This window comes from Nonomuraea sp. NPDC049504, from assembly GCF_040676845.1.
Taxonomy (GTDB): domain Bacteria; phylum Actinomycetota; class Actinomycetes; order Streptosporangiales; family Streptosporangiaceae; genus Nonomuraea; species Nonomuraea salmonea.
In genome coordinates this window covers 234,099-250,594 of the sequence record NZ_JBFAPT010000009.1, presented here as the reverse complement: position 1 = coordinate 250,594, position 16,496 = coordinate 234,099, and the positions used below count along the sequence as shown (strand labels likewise).

Below are 16,496 nucleotides of genomic sequence, written 5' to 3'. Positions count from 1 at the left end.
ACCGAGTGGGATCAGTTAGGCATTTCCCTGCTAGCGTCCTGGCCCGTGAGCGATGAGGTTTACGTGGGGAACGCGGGCGTGGACGCGGCCCTCGACCGGGGATGGCTGCTCGGTCACTTCAAACCCCCGGGTGACCCAAGACACAGCGAGGACGTCGAGATCAAGTGGGGTGTGCACGAGGCCGGTGAGGAGCGGGCCGTCTGGGTCGAGGGCGAGGTGCGCACCGCGCTGCTGGTGCTCATCAACGGCAGGTTCCGGGTCGAGCTGCCCGGCCGCAGCGTGCTGCTGGCCGAGCCGGGCGACTATGTGGTGTGGGGCAAGGGCGTCGGCCACTCGTGGCGGGCGGAGGCGCCGTCCACGGTCCTCACCGTACGCTGGCCCTCCGTGCCTGGTTACCGCGTCGGCTGAGCTTTCACGGCGAGTAGGCTTGTCACGAACCCCCGCGACCTGACCCGGCCGGGGGTAGTCGTGTTGCCGTCGTGGGGCTGTGGGCGTATCTGATGAGTCTTTCCGGGCTACTTGACCTTGTTCGCGCCGACCCGAAGCTGACCGCCGCTCTCGAAGAGGGCGGCGATGTGGCGCTGATCGCGCCGTCCGCGCTGCGGCCCTTCGGGGTGGCCGCGCTGGCCGGGCACGACCAGCGCACCGTGCTCGCGGTGACCGCCACGGGGCGCGAGGCGGAAGATCTGGCGGCCGCGCTCACCAGCCTGGTCGAGCCCGCGTCGGTGGCGGTGTTCCCGGCGTGGGAGACGCTGCCGCACGAGCGGCTCTCGCCGCGCAGCGACACCGTGGGCCAGCGGCTCGCGGTGCTGCGCAGGCTGGCGCACCCGGTCAAGGGCGACGCCGCCGCCGGGCCGCTCAGCGTGGTCGTCGCGCCGGTGCGCGCGTTGCTGCAGCCCATCGTGAAGGGGCTCGGCGACCTTGAGCCCATCAGGTTGCGGGCCGGTGACGAGGCCGACCTCGACGAGGTGGTGCGCAACCTGGTCGACAACGGCTACCACCGGGTCGACATGGTGGAGCGGCGCGGCGAGGTGGCCGTGCGCGGCGGGCTGCTCGACGTGTTCCCGCCCACCGAGGAGCATCCGCTGCGGCTGGAGTTCTGGGGCGACACGGTCGAGGAGATCCGCTGGTTCAAGGTGGCCGACCAGCGTTCGCTGGAGGCGGCCGAGGAGGGGCTGTTCGCGCCGCCGTGCCGTGAGCTGCTGCTCACCGGCCAGGTGCGGGCCAGGGCGCGGGAGCTGGCCGAGGAACATCCGGCGCTGGCCGAGGTGCTCGACCAGCTCGCCGACGGCACCCCCGTCGAGGGCATGGAGGCGTTCGCGCCCGTGCTGGCCGGGGAGATGGACCTGCTGCTCGACCACCTGCCCGTCAGGTCCGCGGTGTTCGTGTGCGATCCCGAGCGGATCAGGGGGCGGGCGGAGGAGCTCGTACGCACCTCGCAGGAGTTCCTCGAAGCCTCCTGGATCAACGCGGCGGCCGGCGGCGAGGCCCCGATCGATCTCGGCGCGGCCGCGTTCCGCTCGCTGGAGGAGATCCGCGAGCACGCCGACGCGCTCGGCCAGCCGTGGTGGTCGATGGCGCCGTTCGGCTCGGGCGTCGAGCTCGACGCCCACGACTCCGAGGCCTACCGCGGCGACACCGCCAAGGCGCTGGCCGACATCAAGAGCTGGCTGGCCGACGACAAGGCCGTGGTGCTGCTCAGCGAGGGTCACGGCCCGGCCGAGCGCATGGTCGAGCTGCTCAAGGGCGTCGACGTCCCGGCCAGGCTGCGGCGCTACCTCGACAAGGCGCCGGAGCCGAAGGTCGTCCACGTCTCGACCGGCCTCATCGAGCACGGCTTCATCACCCCGGGGCTCGCCGTCCTCACCCACCTCGACCTGGTCGGCCAGAAGGCGTCCACCAAGGACATGCGGCGCCTGCCCTCCCGCCGCCGCAACATGGTCGACCCGCTCCAGCTCAAGGTCGGCGACCACGTCGTGCACGAGCAGCACGGCGTCGGCCGCTACGTCGAGATGGTGCAGCGCACGGTCCAGGGCGCCACCCGCGAATACCTGGTCATCGAATACGCCAAGGGCGACCGCCTCTACGTCCCCACCGACCAGCTCGACGAGGTCACCCGCTACGTCGGCGGCGAGGCGCCCACGCTCAACCGCATGGGCGGCGCCGACTGGGCCAAGGCCAAGTCGCGGGCGAAGAAGGCGGTCAAGGAGATCGCCGGCGAGCTGATCAGGCTCTACTCCGCCCGCATGGCCTCGCCGGGCCACGCGTTCGGCGCCGACACGCCGTGGCAGCGCGAGATGGAGGACGCCTTCCCGTACGCCGAGACGGGCGACCAGCTCGAAGCCATCGACGAGGTCAAGCGCGACATGGAGCGCGGCGTCCCGATGGACCGGCTGATCTGCGGCGACGTCGGCTACGGCAAGACCGAGATCGCGGTGCGCGCGGCGTTCAAGGCCGTCCAGGACGGCAAGCAGGTCGCGGTGCTGGTGCCGACGACGCTGCTGGTGCAGCAGCACATGTCCACCTTCGCCGAACGCTTCTCCAGCTTCCCCGTCACGATCAAGCCGATCTCCCGCTTCCAGACCGACGGCGAGGTCAAGGGCACCCTCGACGGGCTCAGGACCGGCGCCGTCGACGTGGTCATCGGCACCCACCGGCTGCTCAGCCCCGAGGTCAGGTTCAAGGACCTCGGGCTCATCATCATCGACGAGGAGCAGCGCTTCGGCGTCGAGCACAAAGAGGCGATGAAGCACCTGCGCACCCAGGTCGACGTGCTGGCGATGTCCGCCACGCCGATCCCGCGCACGCTGGAGATGGGGCTGACCGGCATCCGCGAGATGTCCACGATCCTCACCCCGCCGGAGGAGCGGCACCCGATCCTCACGTTCGTGGGGCCGTACGAGGAGAAGCAGATCGCCGCGGCGATCCGGCGCGAGCTGATGCGCGACGGCCAGATCTTCTTCGTGCACAACCGGGTGGCCTCGATCAACCGGGTCGCCGCGCGGCTGCGCGAGCTGGTCCCCGAGGCGCGCATCGCGGTGGCGCACGGGCAGATGAACGAGCACCAGCTCGAGAAGATCATGGTCGGGTTCTGGGAGCGCGAGTACGACCTGCTCGTCTCCACCACGATCGTCGAGTCGGGTCTCGACGTGCCCAACGCCAACACGCTGATCGTGGACAGGGCGGACAACTACGGCCTGTCGCAGCTCCACCAGCTGCGCGGGCGCGTCGGGCGGGGCAGGGAGCGCGGCTACGCCTACTTCCTCTACCCGCCGGAGAAGCCGCTGACCGAGACCGCCCACGAGCGGCTGGCCACGATCTCGCAGCACACCGAGATGGGCGCCGGCATGTACGTCGCCATGAAGGACCTGGAGATCCGCGGCGCCGGCAACGTGCTGGGCGCCGAGCAGTCGGGCTTCATCGCGGGAGTCGGCTTCGACCTGTACGTCCGCCTGATGGCCGAGGCCGTGCAGGAGCAGAAGGCCAAGCTGTCGGGCGCCGAGGTGCAGGAGGAGCAGCAGGACGTCAAGGTCGAGCTGCCGATCAACGCCCACATCCCGCACGACTACGTCACCTCGGAGCGGCTGCGGCTGGAGGCGTACAAGCGCATCGCGGCCATCGCCGCCCCGATCGACATCGACGAGGTGCGCGCCGAGCTGACCGACCGCTACGGCAAGCCGCCGGCGGAGGTCGAGAACCTGCTGGAGGTCGCGCGGTTCCGCATCAGGGCGCGCGCGGCCGGGCTCACCGACGTCACGCTGCAGGGCCAGAACATCAAGTTCGGCCCCGCGAGGCTCAAGGAGTCGCAGCAGGTGCGGCTCGACCGGCTCTACAAGAAGGCGATATACAAGCAGGCCGCGGAGACGCTGCTGGTGCCGGTGCCCAAGACCAAACCGCTGGGCGGGCAGCCGCTGCGCGATCTCGACCTGCTCAAATGGTGTGGTGACCTGGTCGAGGCCATGTTCCTCGAACCCGCCCGGGTAAGCTAGCGGCGGTTTTCTGGTCGGAAGGGACGTACGTGAAGTCGATACGAGTGGCTGTGGCCGCCGCGGCGGCCGCCGTGGCACTGTCCGCCTGCTCCTCGCCCATGCAGGCCGGAGCCGCGGCCGTGGTGGGCAACGAGCGCATCTCCATGAACAAGCTCAGCGATGACACCCAGGCCTACGTGGCCGCGCTCAAGCGCGCCCAGCTGGACGAGTCCGCGCTCGGCGTGCCGGCGACCCAGGCCGTGCTGCAGCGGCTGGTCAACGTGGCCGTGTCCAAGCAGCTCATGGCCCGCCACAACGTGCGGGTCAGCGAGAGCGAGGTGGACGCCGTGCTCAAGGAGCCCGGCCAGTACCAGTCCGCCGAGATCAACCTGCTGGCCAACGCCGTCGCGCCGACCGACGCCCGCGACTACGGCCGGGCCATGGTGGGCCTGTCGAAGCTGCAGCAGCAGTTCGGCCAGACCGGGCAGGAGAAGCTGCTGCAGGAGTTCAACTCCATCAAGCCGGTCTTCAACCCGCGCTACGGCCAGCTCAACCAGCAGCGCTCGCAGGAGAACCCGGCGCTGTTCGTCGACACCGGCAGGTTCGGCAAGGCCACCCAGCAGGCGCCCCAGGCGCAGGGCTGACCGTGCCGCTGATCGTCGTCACCACCTCGCCCAGGGTCGCGCCGGGCCTGCTGAGCCATCAGGCGTGGCAGGCGCTGCGCTCCGGCCCGGTGCTGACCGGCGCGGCCGACCACCCGCACCTGCCCTATCTCGCCGACGCCGGCATCGAGGCCGAGGTCGTCGAGCCCGACCCGGCGGCGCTCGCGCGGCGGGCCGCCGCCGAGACCGTGGTGTGGCTGGCCGAGCACGACGGCGAGGACTTCATGCGGGCCGTCGGCCACGCCGCGCTCTCGCTCGACGAGCCGCCGGTCATCGAGGTGGTGCCCGGCTCCTACGACCTGCCGGGCGCGCGGGTGCTCGACCTGGTGGCGGTGATGGACCGGCTGCGCACCGAGTGCCCGTGGGATCGCAAGCAGACGCACGAGTCGCTGGTGCCGTACCTGCTCGAAGAGGCGTACGAGGTGCTCGAGACGATCGAGCAGGGCGACTATCCGGCGCTGCGCGAGGAGCTGGGCGACCTGCTGCTGCAGGTGGTCTTCCACGCGCGGGTGGCGGGCGACTTCGACATCGACGACGTGGCGGCCGGCATCGTGGAGAAGCTGGTCAGGCGGCACCCGCACGTGTTCGGGTCCGTACGCGCCGAGAGCGCCGACGAGGTCAACGCCAACTGGGAGGCGATCAAGGCGGCCGAGCGAGCGGCCAAGGGCACCGAGTCGGTGCTCGACGGGGTGCCGATGGGGCAGCCCGCCCTGTCGCTCGCGGCCCAGCTGGTGCGCAGGGCCGAGCGGGCGGGCGCGCCCGAGTCGCTGTCGGCGGCGGTCGGCCAGGGGGTGGCCAGGGAGCTGTTCGACCTCGTCAGGCGGGCGGCCGAGGCGGGCCTGGACGCCGAGGCGGAGCTGCGGAGCGCGGCGCGGGCGTACCGCGACCGGGTGCGGGCCTGGGAGTCGTCGGGCTGAGCTGGGCGGCCGTGACCTGGAAGCCTGCGCGGGGCAGCCGTACCGATAGGCTCTGATGGCATATCACCTTTCGATTTAGGAGCGCATCCCGTGGCTACCATCGAGGTCGTATACGCTCGCGAGATCCTCGACTCCCGGGGCAACCCGACGGTCGAGGTCGAGGTCGTTCTCGACGACGGCAGCACCGGCCGGGCGGCCGTGCCGAGCGGGGCGTCCACCGGCCAGTTCGAGGCGGTCGAGCTGCGCGACGGCGGCAAGCGTTACGGCGGCAAGGGCGTGGAGAAGGCCGTCCTGGCGGTGACCGATGAGATCCAGGAGGAGATCAGCGGGATCGAGGCCGAGGACCAGCGGATCATCGACCAGATCATGATCGACCTGGACCGCACGCCCAACAAGGCGAAGCTCGGCGCCAACGCCATCCTGGGCGTCTCGCTGGCCGTGGCCAAGGCCGCCGCCGACAGCGCTGACCTGCCGCTCTTCCGCTACCTCGGCGGCCCCAACGCCCACGTGCTGCCCGTGCCGATGATGAACATCCTCAACGGCGGCGCCCACGCCGACACCAACGTGGACATCCAGGAGTTCATGATCGCGCCGATCGGGGCCGAGTCGTTCCGCGAGGCGGTGCGCATGGGCACCGAGGTCTACCACGCGCTCAAGAGCGTGCTGAAGGAGAAGGGCTACGCCACGGGCCTGGGCGACGAGGGCGGCTTCGCCCCCAGCCTGCCCTCCAACCGCGACGCGCTCGACCTCATCCTGGTCGCCATCGAGCGGGCCGGCTACGTGCCGGGCGAGGACATCGCGCTGGCGCTCGACGTGGCCGCCACCGAGTTCCACAAGGACGGCGTCTACACGATCGACGGCAAGGGCCTGTCGGCGCAGGAGCTCATCGCCTTCTACGAGGACCTGGTCGACAACTACCCGCTCGTCTCCATCGAGGACCCGCTCGACGAGGAGGACTGGGAGGGCTGGAAGGCCATCACCGCCTCGCTCGGCGGCAAGGTGCAGCTCGTCGGCGACGACCTGTTCGTCACCAACCCCGAGCGCCTCGAGCGCGGCATCACCGAGGGCGCGGCCAACGCCCTGCTGGTCAAGGTCAACCAGATCGGCACGCTGTCGGAGACCCTCGACGCGGTCGACCTGGCCCACCGCAGCGGCTACCGCTGCATGATGAGCCACCGCTCCGGTGAGACGGAGGACACGACGATCGCCGACCTCGCGGTCGCGGTCAACTGCGGCCAGATCAAGACCGGCGCCCCCGCGCGCTCCGACCGGGTGGCCAAGTACAACCAGCTGCTGCGCATCGAGGAGCTGCTCGATGACGCCGCCCGCTACGCGGGTCGCGCGGCGTTCCCGCGTTTCCGGCGCTAGTTTCGAGTACGGCTCGCGGCACCCCGATTTCTCCGGCCGCGAGCCGCACTTGAGGGGGTGTGCAGCAAGTGGCGAAGAGACCGCAGCTCACCGGGCGGGCGGCCATCCTGGCCGTCGTGGTGTGCGCGATCGCGATGAGCCTGGCCTACCCTGTCCGCGAATACATCAGCCTGCGCCGCAGCATCTCGGAGCTGCGCGCGGAGAAGGCCAGGGTCGAGGCCGAGAAGCAGGCGTTGCTGGCCCGCGACAGGCAGAGCGACGACCCCAACTGGATCAAGAAGACGGCCAAGGAGCGGCTGCACTACTGCGGGCCGGGCGAGAAGTGCTACGTGGTGATGGAGCCCGAGCAGGGCAGGGCGCAGGCGGCGGTCAAGCAGCCTGCGCAGGTGCCGCCGTGGTACGAGACGCTGTGGGAGTCGGTGCAGGCCGCCGACAAGGGCACGGGCCGCAGGGCCGTCACGGGGCAGCAGGACGTCCCCCACGAGCAGCCCTCGAAAAAGCCCACTGAGCAGCCGACGAAAAAGCCCACTGAGCAGCCGACGAAGCAGCCGACGAAAGAGCCGAGCGGCGAACCGACGGAGCAGCCGAGCGGCGGGTCGGTGACAGGAAGGGAACGTGTTGGACAGTAAGGACGTCGAGGTCGTCGAGCAGCAGCTCGGACGGCCGCCCAGAGGGTTGCGCGCGGTCGCGCACCGCTGCCCGTGCGGCAACCCCGACGTGGTGGAGACCGCTCCGCGGTTGCCCGACGGCTCGCCCTTCCCGACCCTTTACTACCTGACCTGTCCCAAGGCGGCCTCGGCCATCGGCACGCTCGAAGGGTCCGGCCTGATGCGGGAGATGCAGGCCAGGCTGGCGACCGAGCCGGAGCTGGCGGCGGCCTACCAGGCGGCTCACGAGGACTACGTGGCCAGGCGCGACCAGGCGGCCCGCGAGGAGGGCCTGACGCCGCTGCCGCGTGACATGCAGAGCACGGGCGGGATGCCGGAGCGGGTCAAGTGCCTGCACGCGCTCGTGGCCCACGAGCTGGCGGTGCCCGGGAGCAACCCGTTCGGCAGGGAGGCGCTGGACGCACTCCCCGACTGGTGGAGTGACGGACCATGCGTGTAGCCGCCATCGACTGTGGCACCAACTCCGTACGCCTGCTCATCGCCGACCTCGGCGACGACGCGCTGAGCGACGTCGAGCGGCGGATGGAGATCGTCCGGCTGGGCCAGGGCGTCGACCGCACCGGCAGGCTGGCGCCCGAGGCGCTGGAGCGCACGTTCGCGCGGATGAGCGAATACCAGGAGCTCATCGAGCGTCACGGCGCCGTCGCGACGCGCGTGGTGGCGACGAGCGCGACCCGCGACGCGGCCAACCGGCAGGAGTTCGTGACCGGCGTGCGGAAGATCTTCGGGGTGGAGCCCGAGGTGGTGACAGGCGCCGAGGAGGCCGAGCTGTCGTTCACCGGCGCCACCAGGGGCCTTTCCCGGCTGTCGCCCGAGACCGAGGTGCCGCGCGGCCCGCTCGCCCCCTACCTGGTGGTGGACATCGGCGGCGGCTCGACGGAGTTCGTGGTCGGCTCCGTGCATGCGGAGGGCTCGCTGTCGGTCGACATCGGCTGCGTACGGCTGACCGAGCGGCACCTGCGTGACGCCGGCGACCCGCCGTCGGCGCCGGCGCTGGAGGCCGTGGTCTCCGACATCGAGGCCGCGCTCGACCGGGTCGAGGCCGAGGTGCCGGTGCACCGGGCGAAGACGCTGGTCGGCCTCGCCGGCTCGGTGACGACGGTGTCGGGCATCGCGCAGGACTTGCCTCACTACGACCCGGCGCGCATCCACCATTCGGTCATTTCGGCCGAGCAGGTGCACGAGGTGACGCGGCGGCTGCTCGCGATGACCCATGGTGAACGCGCGCAGGTGCCGGTGATGCATCCGGGCCGGGTGGACGTGATCGGGGCCGGCGCTCTCATTCTGGACCGCATCGTCCGTCGTTTCGCGTTTTCGCAGGTTGTCGTGAGTGAGCACGACATCCTCGACGGAATGGCATGGTCTCTAGCGCGATAGCTGAAGAAATCCGGACATTTCATAATCCGTGATCGTGTTGAGCGTGCGATCTGTATTGTGCTTAGGTAAAGGGGCATTACGGGGGCTTTGCCATATCGCCGTGCGCGAAAGGCGCAGGCTTGGCGACCGTTCCCGAGCGCGTCTCTTCCCTCACGGAATGGAGCACTCTCACATGATGTCTGTTGGGTTAGCCCGTAAGGCCGCTGCCTTCGGCGCCTCGACCGCGGCACTGGCGGCGCTGGCCGCGGGCCTGGTCGCCGGGCCCGCCCAGGCGGCCACGGCCGCCAAGCCCGCGTCCAAGGCGAAGGTCTCGGCCACCACGCCGAAGGCCGCGCCCGGCGCCTACGAGGGGTCCTGCCCGGTCAAGGTCAACTTCTCGGCCAAGATCAAGGTCCCGGTCAAGGGCTCCACCAAGGTGGCCTACCGCTGGCTGCACGGCGACGGCTCCAAGAGCAAGGTCAAGACCGTCACGGTCAAGGGCAAGGGCACCAAGACCGTCACGGTCAAGCAGTCCATCACCTTCACCGAGGACGTCAAGAAGGGCTGGGAGGCCGTTCAGGTCCTCGGCCCGAAGAAGGTCACGTCCAAGAAGGGCTACTTCTCGGTCAACTGCCAGTCGCTGAAGGAGGTCGAGCGCACCCAGCTCGACCCCACCATCAGCGCCCGCGCGTGGGCCAGCCCGAGCTCCTACGCCGGTCGCTGCGCCCCTGGCGCCAGGATCGGCTTCACCGGCGTGATCAGCTCCTCGCGCCCGGCCTGGGTGCGTTACCGCTGGGTGGTCAACGGTGACGCCGTCGACTACGGCAAGATCAAGGTCCGCGACTCGCGGAAGGTCGGCCTCAGCATCTCCCCGCGTCACAGCCAGCGCGGCTGGGCGCAGCTGCAGGTCCTGAGCCCCGACAGCGCGTCGTCCAACCGGGCCTACTACAAGGTCTGGTGCAAGGACTACGAGGCTCCGAAGCCGCACACCAAGATCTCCGCCTCCGCCCACGCCACGACCGGCACCGACTGCTCAGTCAGGGCCAGCGGCTCCGTCACCTCCACCGGTGCGGGCCGGGTCACCTACCGCTGGTCGCTCAACGGTCGTACCGTCAGTGACGGCTCGACCTACTTCGGCCGTGACGGCGGCACCATCGTCATTCCCGGGTTCTCCACCGCTCTGAGTGGCCACGCCACCAAGGGCGGCGTGGTGACGCTCTCCGTCACCGGGCCGGACAACAGCGACTCCTCCAGCGACCGCTACGCGCCCTGCAGGCCGGAGCCCAAGCCGACGGAGATGCCGACCGACTCCGCGCCCGCACCCGAGACCAAGATCGGGGACGCGCTCTGACAAGTGCGGCACGCCTCTGGCCTGACCAGGAGCGCGGCGCCGTACTGATCGGCTGAACCGGGCGGCACCTTCGGGAGCCGCCCGGTTTTTCCGTTTGCTACTACTGTGCATTGCACAGTACCGTGTGACGCGTGGACAGCAGCCAGCTTCTCAAGGGCGTGCTCGACCTGGCCGTCCTGGCCGTGCTCGACGAGCGTGACGGCTACGGCTACGACGTCGTACGCAGGCTCAGGGAGGCCGGGCTCGACGAGGTCGGCGACGCCTCCGTCTACGGCACCCTGCGCCGCCTGTTCAAAGCGGGCGCGCTGACCTCGTACGTGGTGGCCTCCGACGAGGGGCCGCACCGCAAGTACTACGGGCTCAACGACACCGGCCGGCGCCTGTACGCCGACTCCGCCAAGACCTGGGCCTCCTTCTCGGCCACCATGGCAGCCCTGCTCAAGGAGGAACGACCATGACCCCCGACCAGTACGCACAGGCCGTACGCGAGGCCCTGGCCGGCCATCCCGACAGGGAGGAGCTGCTGGAGGACCTCGACGACCACCTGGCGGAGATCGCCGCCGAGTCGGACCTGCCGCTCGACACCAGGCTCGGCCCGCCCGAGGCGTACGCCGCCGAGTTGTCCGCCGCCTACGGGGCGAGCGGCGTCAGGCGCGCCCCCACGCTCCTGAGCCGGGCCCGCGCCGCCCTGCTGCGCACCGGTTCGAGCAGCGGTCTCGCGGGCTTCCTGCGCGAGCTGAGGCCCGGCTGGTGGGTGCTGCGCGGCTACGCCCTGGGCATGCTCACCACCCTCATGCTGTCGAGCGAGGCCAGGCTCGTCCCCGCGACCCCGCCAGACTGGGCGCTCGTGGTGCTCGCGATCATCGCCTCGGTCTGGCTCGGCCGGCGGCCACGGGGGCGCTCCGTCGTGCTGACCGCGGTGGCCGCGAACGCGCTGGCCGCCATGGCGCTGCTCGCGGGCTTCGCGGGGGCGGGCGCCGACCCGTCGCCGCAGGTCCAGACGGCCGCGAACGTGCTGCTGGTGGGCGGTGGCAGCGCCCAGGGGGTGGCCAACCTGCGGGCGTACGCCAAGGACGGCACCCCGCTGACCGACGTCTACCTCTACGACCAGGACGGCAAGCCGTTCACCACCCGGCCTGAGTCCTTCGGCTTCGAGATCGACAGGTCGTGCGGCGAGCCGGTGCGCAACCGCTACCCGCTGCCGCTGATCGACCGGCGGGAGGGCGCCGGAGCGGCCACGGCGACGCCGTCCGCCTGTCCCACCGAGGGCCCCACCGAGGGCCCCACCGAGGGCCCCACCGAGGGCCCCACCGAGGGCGCAGCGGACCCGAGCGCCACGCCGGAGCCCAAGCGCTCCGAGTGATCGGGCACCATCGGTGTCATGAGCTTCGTACCTCCTGGCACCGGCTGGCCCGACGACCCGGCGACCGCTGACACCCCGGTCGCCCTCGACCCCGCCGACGTGAAACGCATCGCCGCCGCCGCCGGCACGATCGAGGAGCTCACGGCCGCGCAGTCCGTCTGCCGCGCCTGCCCCCGCCTGGTCGAGTGGCGCGAGGAGGTCGCGCGGACCAAGCGGCGGGCGTTCGCGGACGAGACGTACTGGGGCCGTCCCGTCCCCGGGTGGGGCGACGAGCGGCCGCGGATCCTGCTGGTCGGGCTGGCGCCGGCGGCCCACGGGGGCAACAGGACGGGCCGCATCTTCACCGGCGACCGCAGCGGCGACTGGCTGTTCGCCTCGCTCCACCGGTGCGGCCTCGCCGCGCAGGAGACCAGCACGTACGCGGGCGACGGCCAGCGGCTGATCGGCACCCGCGTGCTGGCGTCGGTGCGCTGCGCGCCGCCGGCGAACAAGCCGACCCCGCAGGAGAAGGCCACCTGTTTCCCGTGGATGTCCAGGGAGATCGCGCTGGTGGCCGGGACCGTACGGGTGGTCGTGGCGCTCGGCGGCTACGCCTGGCAGGCCATGTGGCCGGCGCTCAAGGAGGCGGGTTACGAGCTGCCGCGCAGCCGCCCGCCGTTCGGTCACGGGGTGGAGGTGGAGGTTCGTCACGGCGGGTCGCCCGTCACGCTCATGGGCTGCTACCACCCCAGTCAGCAGAACACCTTCACCGGCCGCGTCACCGCCCAGATGCTGGACGACGTCTTCTCCAGGGCCGGGTCGCTGGCTGTGTGACGCGTCCCACCGCCTCTCGGCTGGCTTCTTCGAGAGCCCTTGACGTAGGCTTGTGAATGCTTTCACAAGCACTTTCCACGAGGGATGGGGCCTCAGGATGAACAAGCACATTGTGATCGTCGGCGGCGGCTACGTCGGCCTCTACACAGCGCTCAGGCTGCAGCGCAAGCTCCGGAGCGAACTGCGCGGCGGCGAAGCCCGCATCACGATCATCGACCCCCAGTCCTACATGACCTACCAGCCGTTCCTCCCGGAGGCGGCGGCGGGCAACCTCTCGCCGCGCCACATGGTGGCCCCGCTGCGGCGGGTCCTGCCCCAGGCGCACATCCTGAACGGCACCGTGACCAAGGTCGACCACGCCGGGCGCGTCGTCACCTTCCAGCCGGCCGAGGGCGAGCCGCGCGAGATCGCGTACGACGTGATCGTGATGGCCGCCGGGTCGATCTCCCGCACGCTGCCCATCCCCGGGCTCACCGACATCGGCATCGGCTTCAAGACGGTCGGCGAGGCGATCGCGCTGCGCAACCGGGTGCTCCACCTGCTCGACGTGGCCGAGTCGACCGAGGATCCCGAGGTGCGGCGCAGGGCGCTGACGTTCGTGGTGGTCGGGGCCGGCTTCGCGGGCGTCGAGGCGCTGGCCGAGCTGGAGGACATGGCCAAGCACTCGACCCGCTACTACCGCAACATCAAGCCGTCCGACATCCGCTGGGTGCTCGTCGAGGCGACGAACCGGGTGCTGCCCGAGGTCGGGCCCGAGATGGGCCGGTGGACGCTGGAGCAGCTGCGCGAGCGCGGCATCGAGGTCAAGCTCGACACCCGGCTCGAGTCCTGCGTGGGCGGCCACGTGGTGCTGTCGGACGGCACCGAGTTCGACGCCGAGACGCTCGTCTGGACGGCCGGCGTCAAGCCCAGCCCGGTGGTCGGCGACAGCGACCTGCCGCTCGACGAGCGCGGCCGGATCAAGACCACGGCCATGCTCACCGTGGCGGGCTCGCCCGGCGCGTTCGCGGCGGGCGACGCCGCGGGGGTGCCCGACGTGACCAACCCGGGCCAGTACTGCGCGCCCAACGCCCAGCACGCCGTCCGCCAGGCGAAGGTGCTGGCCGACAACATCGTCCGCCACCTCCGCGGCGAGGAACTGGTCGATTACCGCCACAAGTACGTCGGATCGGTCGCCGGACTCGGCCTGCATCAGGGCGTGGCCAATGTCTATGGCGTCAAGCTTCGCGGATTCCCTGCGTGGTTCATGCACCGCACCTACCATCTGTCGCGGGTGCCGACGCTGAACCGCAAGGTCCGTGTGGTCGTCGACTGGACTCTGGCTCTGTTCTTCAAGCGAGAGACGATCTCTCTGGGAGAGATGGAGCACCCCCGCGACGGCTTCAGGGCGGCGGTGGCGACGACTCGCCGCTAGCTCGGGTACGGCAGCGCCCCGGCGATCCATGCGCCGGGGCGTTCTCGGCGCCCATGGAGCAAGCGGAAGGGGTGCCACGGGTGGGTCTGTCAGCGGTGACCGTGCTGGGCGTCGACCGGCCAGGCGTGATCGCCGCGGTAACCGGGTCGCTCGCCGACTGCGGGGTGAACATCCAGGACTCGACCATGACGTTGCTGGGCGGGCACGTCGCGATGATGCTCCTGGTCTCGGGCGACCTCGATCCCGCCGAGCTGACCAAACGGGTGGGTGCTCCCGATCTCGTGGTCACCGCCTCGGCGATCGCCGCCCGCCGCCACTTCTGCGGCGGCTACGGCGGCGGGCTGGGCTACGTGCTGACCGTGCACGGCCCCGACCGTCCCGGCATCGTCTCCGCCGTCAGCGCCGTGCTGGCCGAGGACGGCGGCAACATCACCGGCATGAGCACACGGCTCACCGGCCGCCTGTACGTGCTCATCGCGGACGTCGAGCTGCCGAAGGACGTCGACGTCGCCGCGCTCATGCGCAGGCTGGCGGCCGTCGGCGCGAGCCTCGACTCCGACATCACCTTCCGTCCCGTCGAACCGGACCTGTTGTGAACCGGCGGGGCCCGAGACCGGCCGGCACCGTGCGGGACGTGCTCGGCGCCCCGCATCCCGTCCTGTCCGCCGTGGCGGAGCCCGTGGACCCGGGCGACCCCGAGGTGGTGGCCGCCGCGGCCGATCTGCTGGCGACCCTGCGCCGCACGCCCGCCACGACGGGGCTGGCGGCCCCTCAGATCGGCCTCAGCTGGCGGCTGATCGCCTTTGACGCCGGTCGCCACCCCAGGAGTCGTTCCTGGGCCGGAGAGACCGTCCTCGTCAATCCCAGGCTCGCGGGGGCAGCCGATTGGGACGAGGGGCGTGAGGGGTGCGCGTCGATCCCCGGGCTGACCGCCGACGTACGGAGAGCGACGCGTATCACCGTACATGGGCATTTGCCAGGATCCGGGGAGACCGTCACCATCGAAGCGGATGCCGTGGAAGCTCGCTGCATTCAGCACCAACTGGACCATCTAGACGGTCTACTCTTCTTGGACAGAGTCCCTGGAGCGCTATCACTTCACCGCAAGCTTCACACTTGTGACGCTTGATGCGAAGTTGTGCTCCTCGGAAGCATGGTCTGTTTCGTATGATTGCGGCGCCCCCGTAGCCCAATGGCAGAGGCAAACCCCTTAAAAGGGTTGACGTGCGGGTTCGAATCCCGCCGGGGGCACTTGCCATCTCCATTGACTCCAGGTCTCTGACCTGGAGGTTTACCGCCATCGCGAGACAGACCATCACTACGGTGTTACCGGCCGATATCGAGTTGTTATCGAGTTTGTCCTGTCACCGTGTGATCACTGCTGGTGGATACCCGGCCACGCGGCCGCCGAGCGGCACCACCGCCGGTCCTGACCTCCGGCGCGTACGGACCGCCCGACCGCCGCTGTTTGCCCGTCCGAAAAGTTTTCGCCGGCCCCCCGACATTGACAGGCCCCGGGTTTTCTGCTTTCTCCGCCCTTTGCGGAGATTCCTTTCTGTGAATGCCTGACTACGCCTGACAACCGCCCTTTCCCGCGACGGAAAGGGGCCATACTCTTCCCCTGGGCGCATCGGCGCACGTCGATGCCCTGCCGGAGGCCGCCCGCGGGCAATTCACGACCGCGGGAACTCCGGGGCGGGCCGGATCGTTGTGAACGCAGCCGACATCCCGTATGAACATCCATATGAGCGTCAGTTGACCAAGGTGGCGGCGCGCACCGTAGGCTCGTCGTCACAGGAGGCAGCGATGGAGAGCAAGAACCCCGTATTCAGCAGGTCGCGGCAGCAGGCCGCGACGGGCTGGGCCGGTCCCACCCCGTCCCCCGACCAGCTGCAGAACATGTACGACTCGCCGTCGTACGCACCACCTTCCCGGCCGGCACACCGGACCATGACGCTGGACGACGTCGTGGTCCGAGGGTTCCTGACCCTCGGCGCGCTGGTCGTCGCCGCCGCCGCGGCCTGGATCCTCGACGTCCCCCCGGTGGTCGCCATCGGCGCGGCGGTCATCGCGCTGGTCCTCGGCCTGATCGCCTCGTTCACCCAGAGCACCAACCCGGCGCTCATCCTGGCGTACGCGGTGTTCGAGGGCGTCTTCCTCGGCAAGATCAGCGCTGTCTTCGAAGGCATGATCAGCGGCATCGTGCTGCAGGCGGTCCTAGGAACGGCGTTCGCGTTCGGCGCGGTGCTGACCGTCTACGCGCTGCGCATCGTTCGCGTGACACCCAAGCTGGTGAAGTTCACCATCGCGGCCGGTCTCGCCGCGCTCGGCCTGGTCCTGGTCAACCTCGTCATGGGCATCTGGGTCGACGGCGGCCTGGGCCTGCGCACCGACAGCCCGCTCGGCTGGATCTTCAGCATCGCCATGATCCTGCTCGGCTGCTTCTTCCTGCTGCTCGACTTCGACTCGATCGAGCAGGGCGTCAAGCAGGGCGCGCCGGAGAAGTTCGCCTGGCAGTGCGCCTTCGGCCTCACGCTGAGCCTGGTGTGGATCTACCTGGAGGTGCTGCGGTTCATCAGCTACTTCACCAGTAGCGACTGACCTGCTCGCAACCGT

General features: G+C 70.3%; 16 protein-coding genes and 1 tRNA gene. All 17 read left to right on the top strand.

Annotation, left to right across the window (positions count from 1 at the left end):
- The first annotated feature begins 45 nt into the window (after nucleotides 1–45).
- The 17 genes from AB0K28_RS19595 (at nucleotide 46) to AB0K28_RS19515 (ending at nucleotide 16,481) form a co-directional block, all read left to right on the top strand.
- The gene (locus AB0K28_RS19595; protein ID WP_345390253.1) at nucleotides 46–408 is read left to right on the top strand and encodes a signal peptidase I; all 363 of its coding nucleotides are present in this window, start codon (nucleotides 46–48) and stop codon (nucleotides 406–408) included.
- Nucleotides 409–500: 92 nt separating this feature from the next.
- The gene (gene mfd / locus AB0K28_RS19590) at nucleotides 501–3,989 is read left to right on the top strand and encodes a transcription-repair coupling factor (protein ID WP_364371683.1); all 3,489 of its coding nucleotides are present in this window, start codon (nucleotides 501–503) and stop codon (nucleotides 3,987–3,989) included.
- 29 nt (nucleotides 3,990–4,018) lie between these two features.
- Nucleotides 4,019–4,612, top strand: coding sequence for a SurA N-terminal domain-containing protein (locus tag AB0K28_RS19585; RefSeq protein ID WP_364371680.1), 594 nt, complete (start codon nucleotides 4,019–4,021; stop codon nucleotides 4,610–4,612).
- 2 nt (nucleotides 4,613–4,614) lie between these two features.
- On the top strand, nucleotides 4,615–5,547 hold the full coding sequence (locus tag AB0K28_RS19580) for a MazG family protein (RefSeq protein ID WP_364371677.1): 933 nt from the start codon (nucleotides 4,615–4,617) through the stop codon (nucleotides 5,545–5,547).
- A 90-nt stretch (nucleotides 5,548–5,637) separates the two neighbouring features.
- Nucleotides 5,638–6,915: a phosphopyruvate hydratase gene (gene eno, locus AB0K28_RS19575; protein ID WP_345390244.1), complete on the top strand. Its 1,278-nt coding sequence runs from the start codon at nucleotides 5,638–5,640 to the stop codon at nucleotides 6,913–6,915.
- Between the two features lie 68 nt (nucleotides 6,916–6,983).
- On the top strand, nucleotides 6,984–7,544 hold the full coding sequence (locus AB0K28_RS19570) for a septum formation initiator family protein (RefSeq protein ID WP_364371674.1): 561 nt from the start codon (nucleotides 6,984–6,986) through the stop codon (nucleotides 7,542–7,544).
- Nucleotides 7,534–8,022 (top strand): DUF501 domain-containing protein, encoded by a 489-nt coding sequence (locus tag AB0K28_RS19565; protein WP_345409400.1) that lies wholly within the window; start codon nucleotides 7,534–7,536, stop codon nucleotides 8,020–8,022. Before AB0K28_RS19570 ends, AB0K28_RS19565 begins: the two co-directional genes overlap by 11 nt.
- Nucleotides 8,013–8,960: a Ppx/GppA phosphatase family protein gene (locus tag AB0K28_RS19560; protein ID WP_364371671.1), complete on the top strand. Its 948-nt coding sequence runs from the start codon at nucleotides 8,013–8,015 to the stop codon at nucleotides 8,958–8,960. Before AB0K28_RS19565 ends, AB0K28_RS19560 begins: the two co-directional genes overlap by 10 nt.
- A 172-nt stretch (nucleotides 8,961–9,132) precedes the next feature.
- Nucleotides 9,133–10,290 (top strand): hypothetical protein, encoded by a 1,158-nt coding sequence (locus tag AB0K28_RS19555; protein ID WP_364371668.1) that lies wholly within the window; start codon nucleotides 9,133–9,135, stop codon nucleotides 10,288–10,290.
- A gap of 131 nt (nucleotides 10,291–10,421) precedes the next feature.
- A complete protein-coding gene (locus AB0K28_RS19550) occupies nucleotides 10,422–10,748 on the top strand; it encodes a PadR family transcriptional regulator (protein ID WP_345390232.1) in 327 nt (108 codons plus the stop codon).
- On the top strand, nucleotides 10,745–11,653 hold the full coding sequence (locus AB0K28_RS19545; protein WP_364371665.1) for a hypothetical protein: 909 nt from the start codon (nucleotides 10,745–10,747) through the stop codon (nucleotides 11,651–11,653). Before AB0K28_RS19550 ends, AB0K28_RS19545 begins: the two co-directional genes overlap by 4 nt.
- An 18-nt stretch (nucleotides 11,654–11,671) precedes the next feature.
- Nucleotides 11,672–12,466 (top strand): uracil-DNA glycosylase, encoded by a 795-nt coding sequence (locus tag AB0K28_RS19540; RefSeq protein ID WP_364371662.1) that lies wholly within the window; start codon nucleotides 11,672–11,674, stop codon nucleotides 12,464–12,466.
- 97 nt (nucleotides 12,467–12,563) lie between these two features.
- Nucleotides 12,564–13,880: an NAD(P)/FAD-dependent oxidoreductase gene (locus AB0K28_RS19535; protein WP_364371659.1), complete on the top strand. Its 1,317-nt coding sequence runs from the start codon at nucleotides 12,564–12,566 to the stop codon at nucleotides 13,878–13,880.
- An 80-nt stretch (nucleotides 13,881–13,960) separates the two neighbouring features.
- The gene (locus tag AB0K28_RS19530) at nucleotides 13,961–14,476 is read left to right on the top strand and encodes an ACT domain-containing protein (RefSeq protein ID WP_345390223.1); all 516 of its coding nucleotides are present in this window, start codon (nucleotides 13,961–13,963) and stop codon (nucleotides 14,474–14,476) included.
- Complete coding sequence (locus AB0K28_RS19525; RefSeq protein WP_364371656.1) at nucleotides 14,473–15,009, top strand: peptide deformylase; 537 nt, start codon at nucleotides 14,473–14,475, stop codon at nucleotides 15,007–15,009. The genes AB0K28_RS19530 and AB0K28_RS19525 overlap by 4 nt, the downstream gene beginning before the upstream one ends.
- Before the next feature lie 49 nt (nucleotides 15,010–15,058).
- Nucleotides 15,059–15,131, top strand: a tRNA-Leu gene (locus AB0K28_RS19520).
- Between the two features lie 555 nt (nucleotides 15,132–15,686).
- Nucleotides 15,687–16,481 (top strand): Bax inhibitor-1/YccA family protein, encoded by a 795-nt coding sequence (locus tag AB0K28_RS19515; RefSeq protein WP_364371648.1) that lies wholly within the window; start codon nucleotides 15,687–15,689, stop codon nucleotides 16,479–16,481.
- The last annotated feature ends 15 nt before the right edge of the window (nucleotides 16,482–16,496 follow it).

Excerpts from the sequence above, each read along its gene's own strand:
- mfd (WP_364371683.1), top strand. The coding sequence starts at position 501 with ATGAGTCTTTCCGGGCTACTTGACCTTGTTCGCGCCGACCCGAAGCTG.
- AB0K28_RS19560 (WP_364371671.1), top strand. The coding sequence starts at position 8,013 with ATGCGTGTAGCCGCCATCGACTGTGGCACCAACTCCGTACGCCTGCTC.
- AB0K28_RS19555 (WP_364371668.1), top strand. The coding sequence starts at position 9,133 with ATGATGTCTGTTGGGTTAGCCCGTAAGGCCGCTGCCTTCGGCGCCTCG.
- AB0K28_RS19545 (WP_364371665.1), top strand. The coding sequence starts at position 10,745 with ATGACCCCCGACCAGTACGCACAGGCCGTACGCGAGGCCCTGGCCGGC.
- AB0K28_RS19540 (WP_364371662.1), top strand. The coding sequence starts at position 11,672 with ATGAGCTTCGTACCTCCTGGCACCGGCTGGCCCGACGACCCGGCGACC.
- AB0K28_RS19535 (WP_364371659.1), top strand. The coding sequence starts at position 12,564 with ATGAACAAGCACATTGTGATCGTCGGCGGCGGCTACGTCGGCCTCTAC.
- AB0K28_RS19515 (WP_364371648.1), top strand. The coding sequence starts at position 15,687 with ATGGAGAGCAAGAACCCCGTATTCAGCAGGTCGCGGCAGCAGGCCGCG.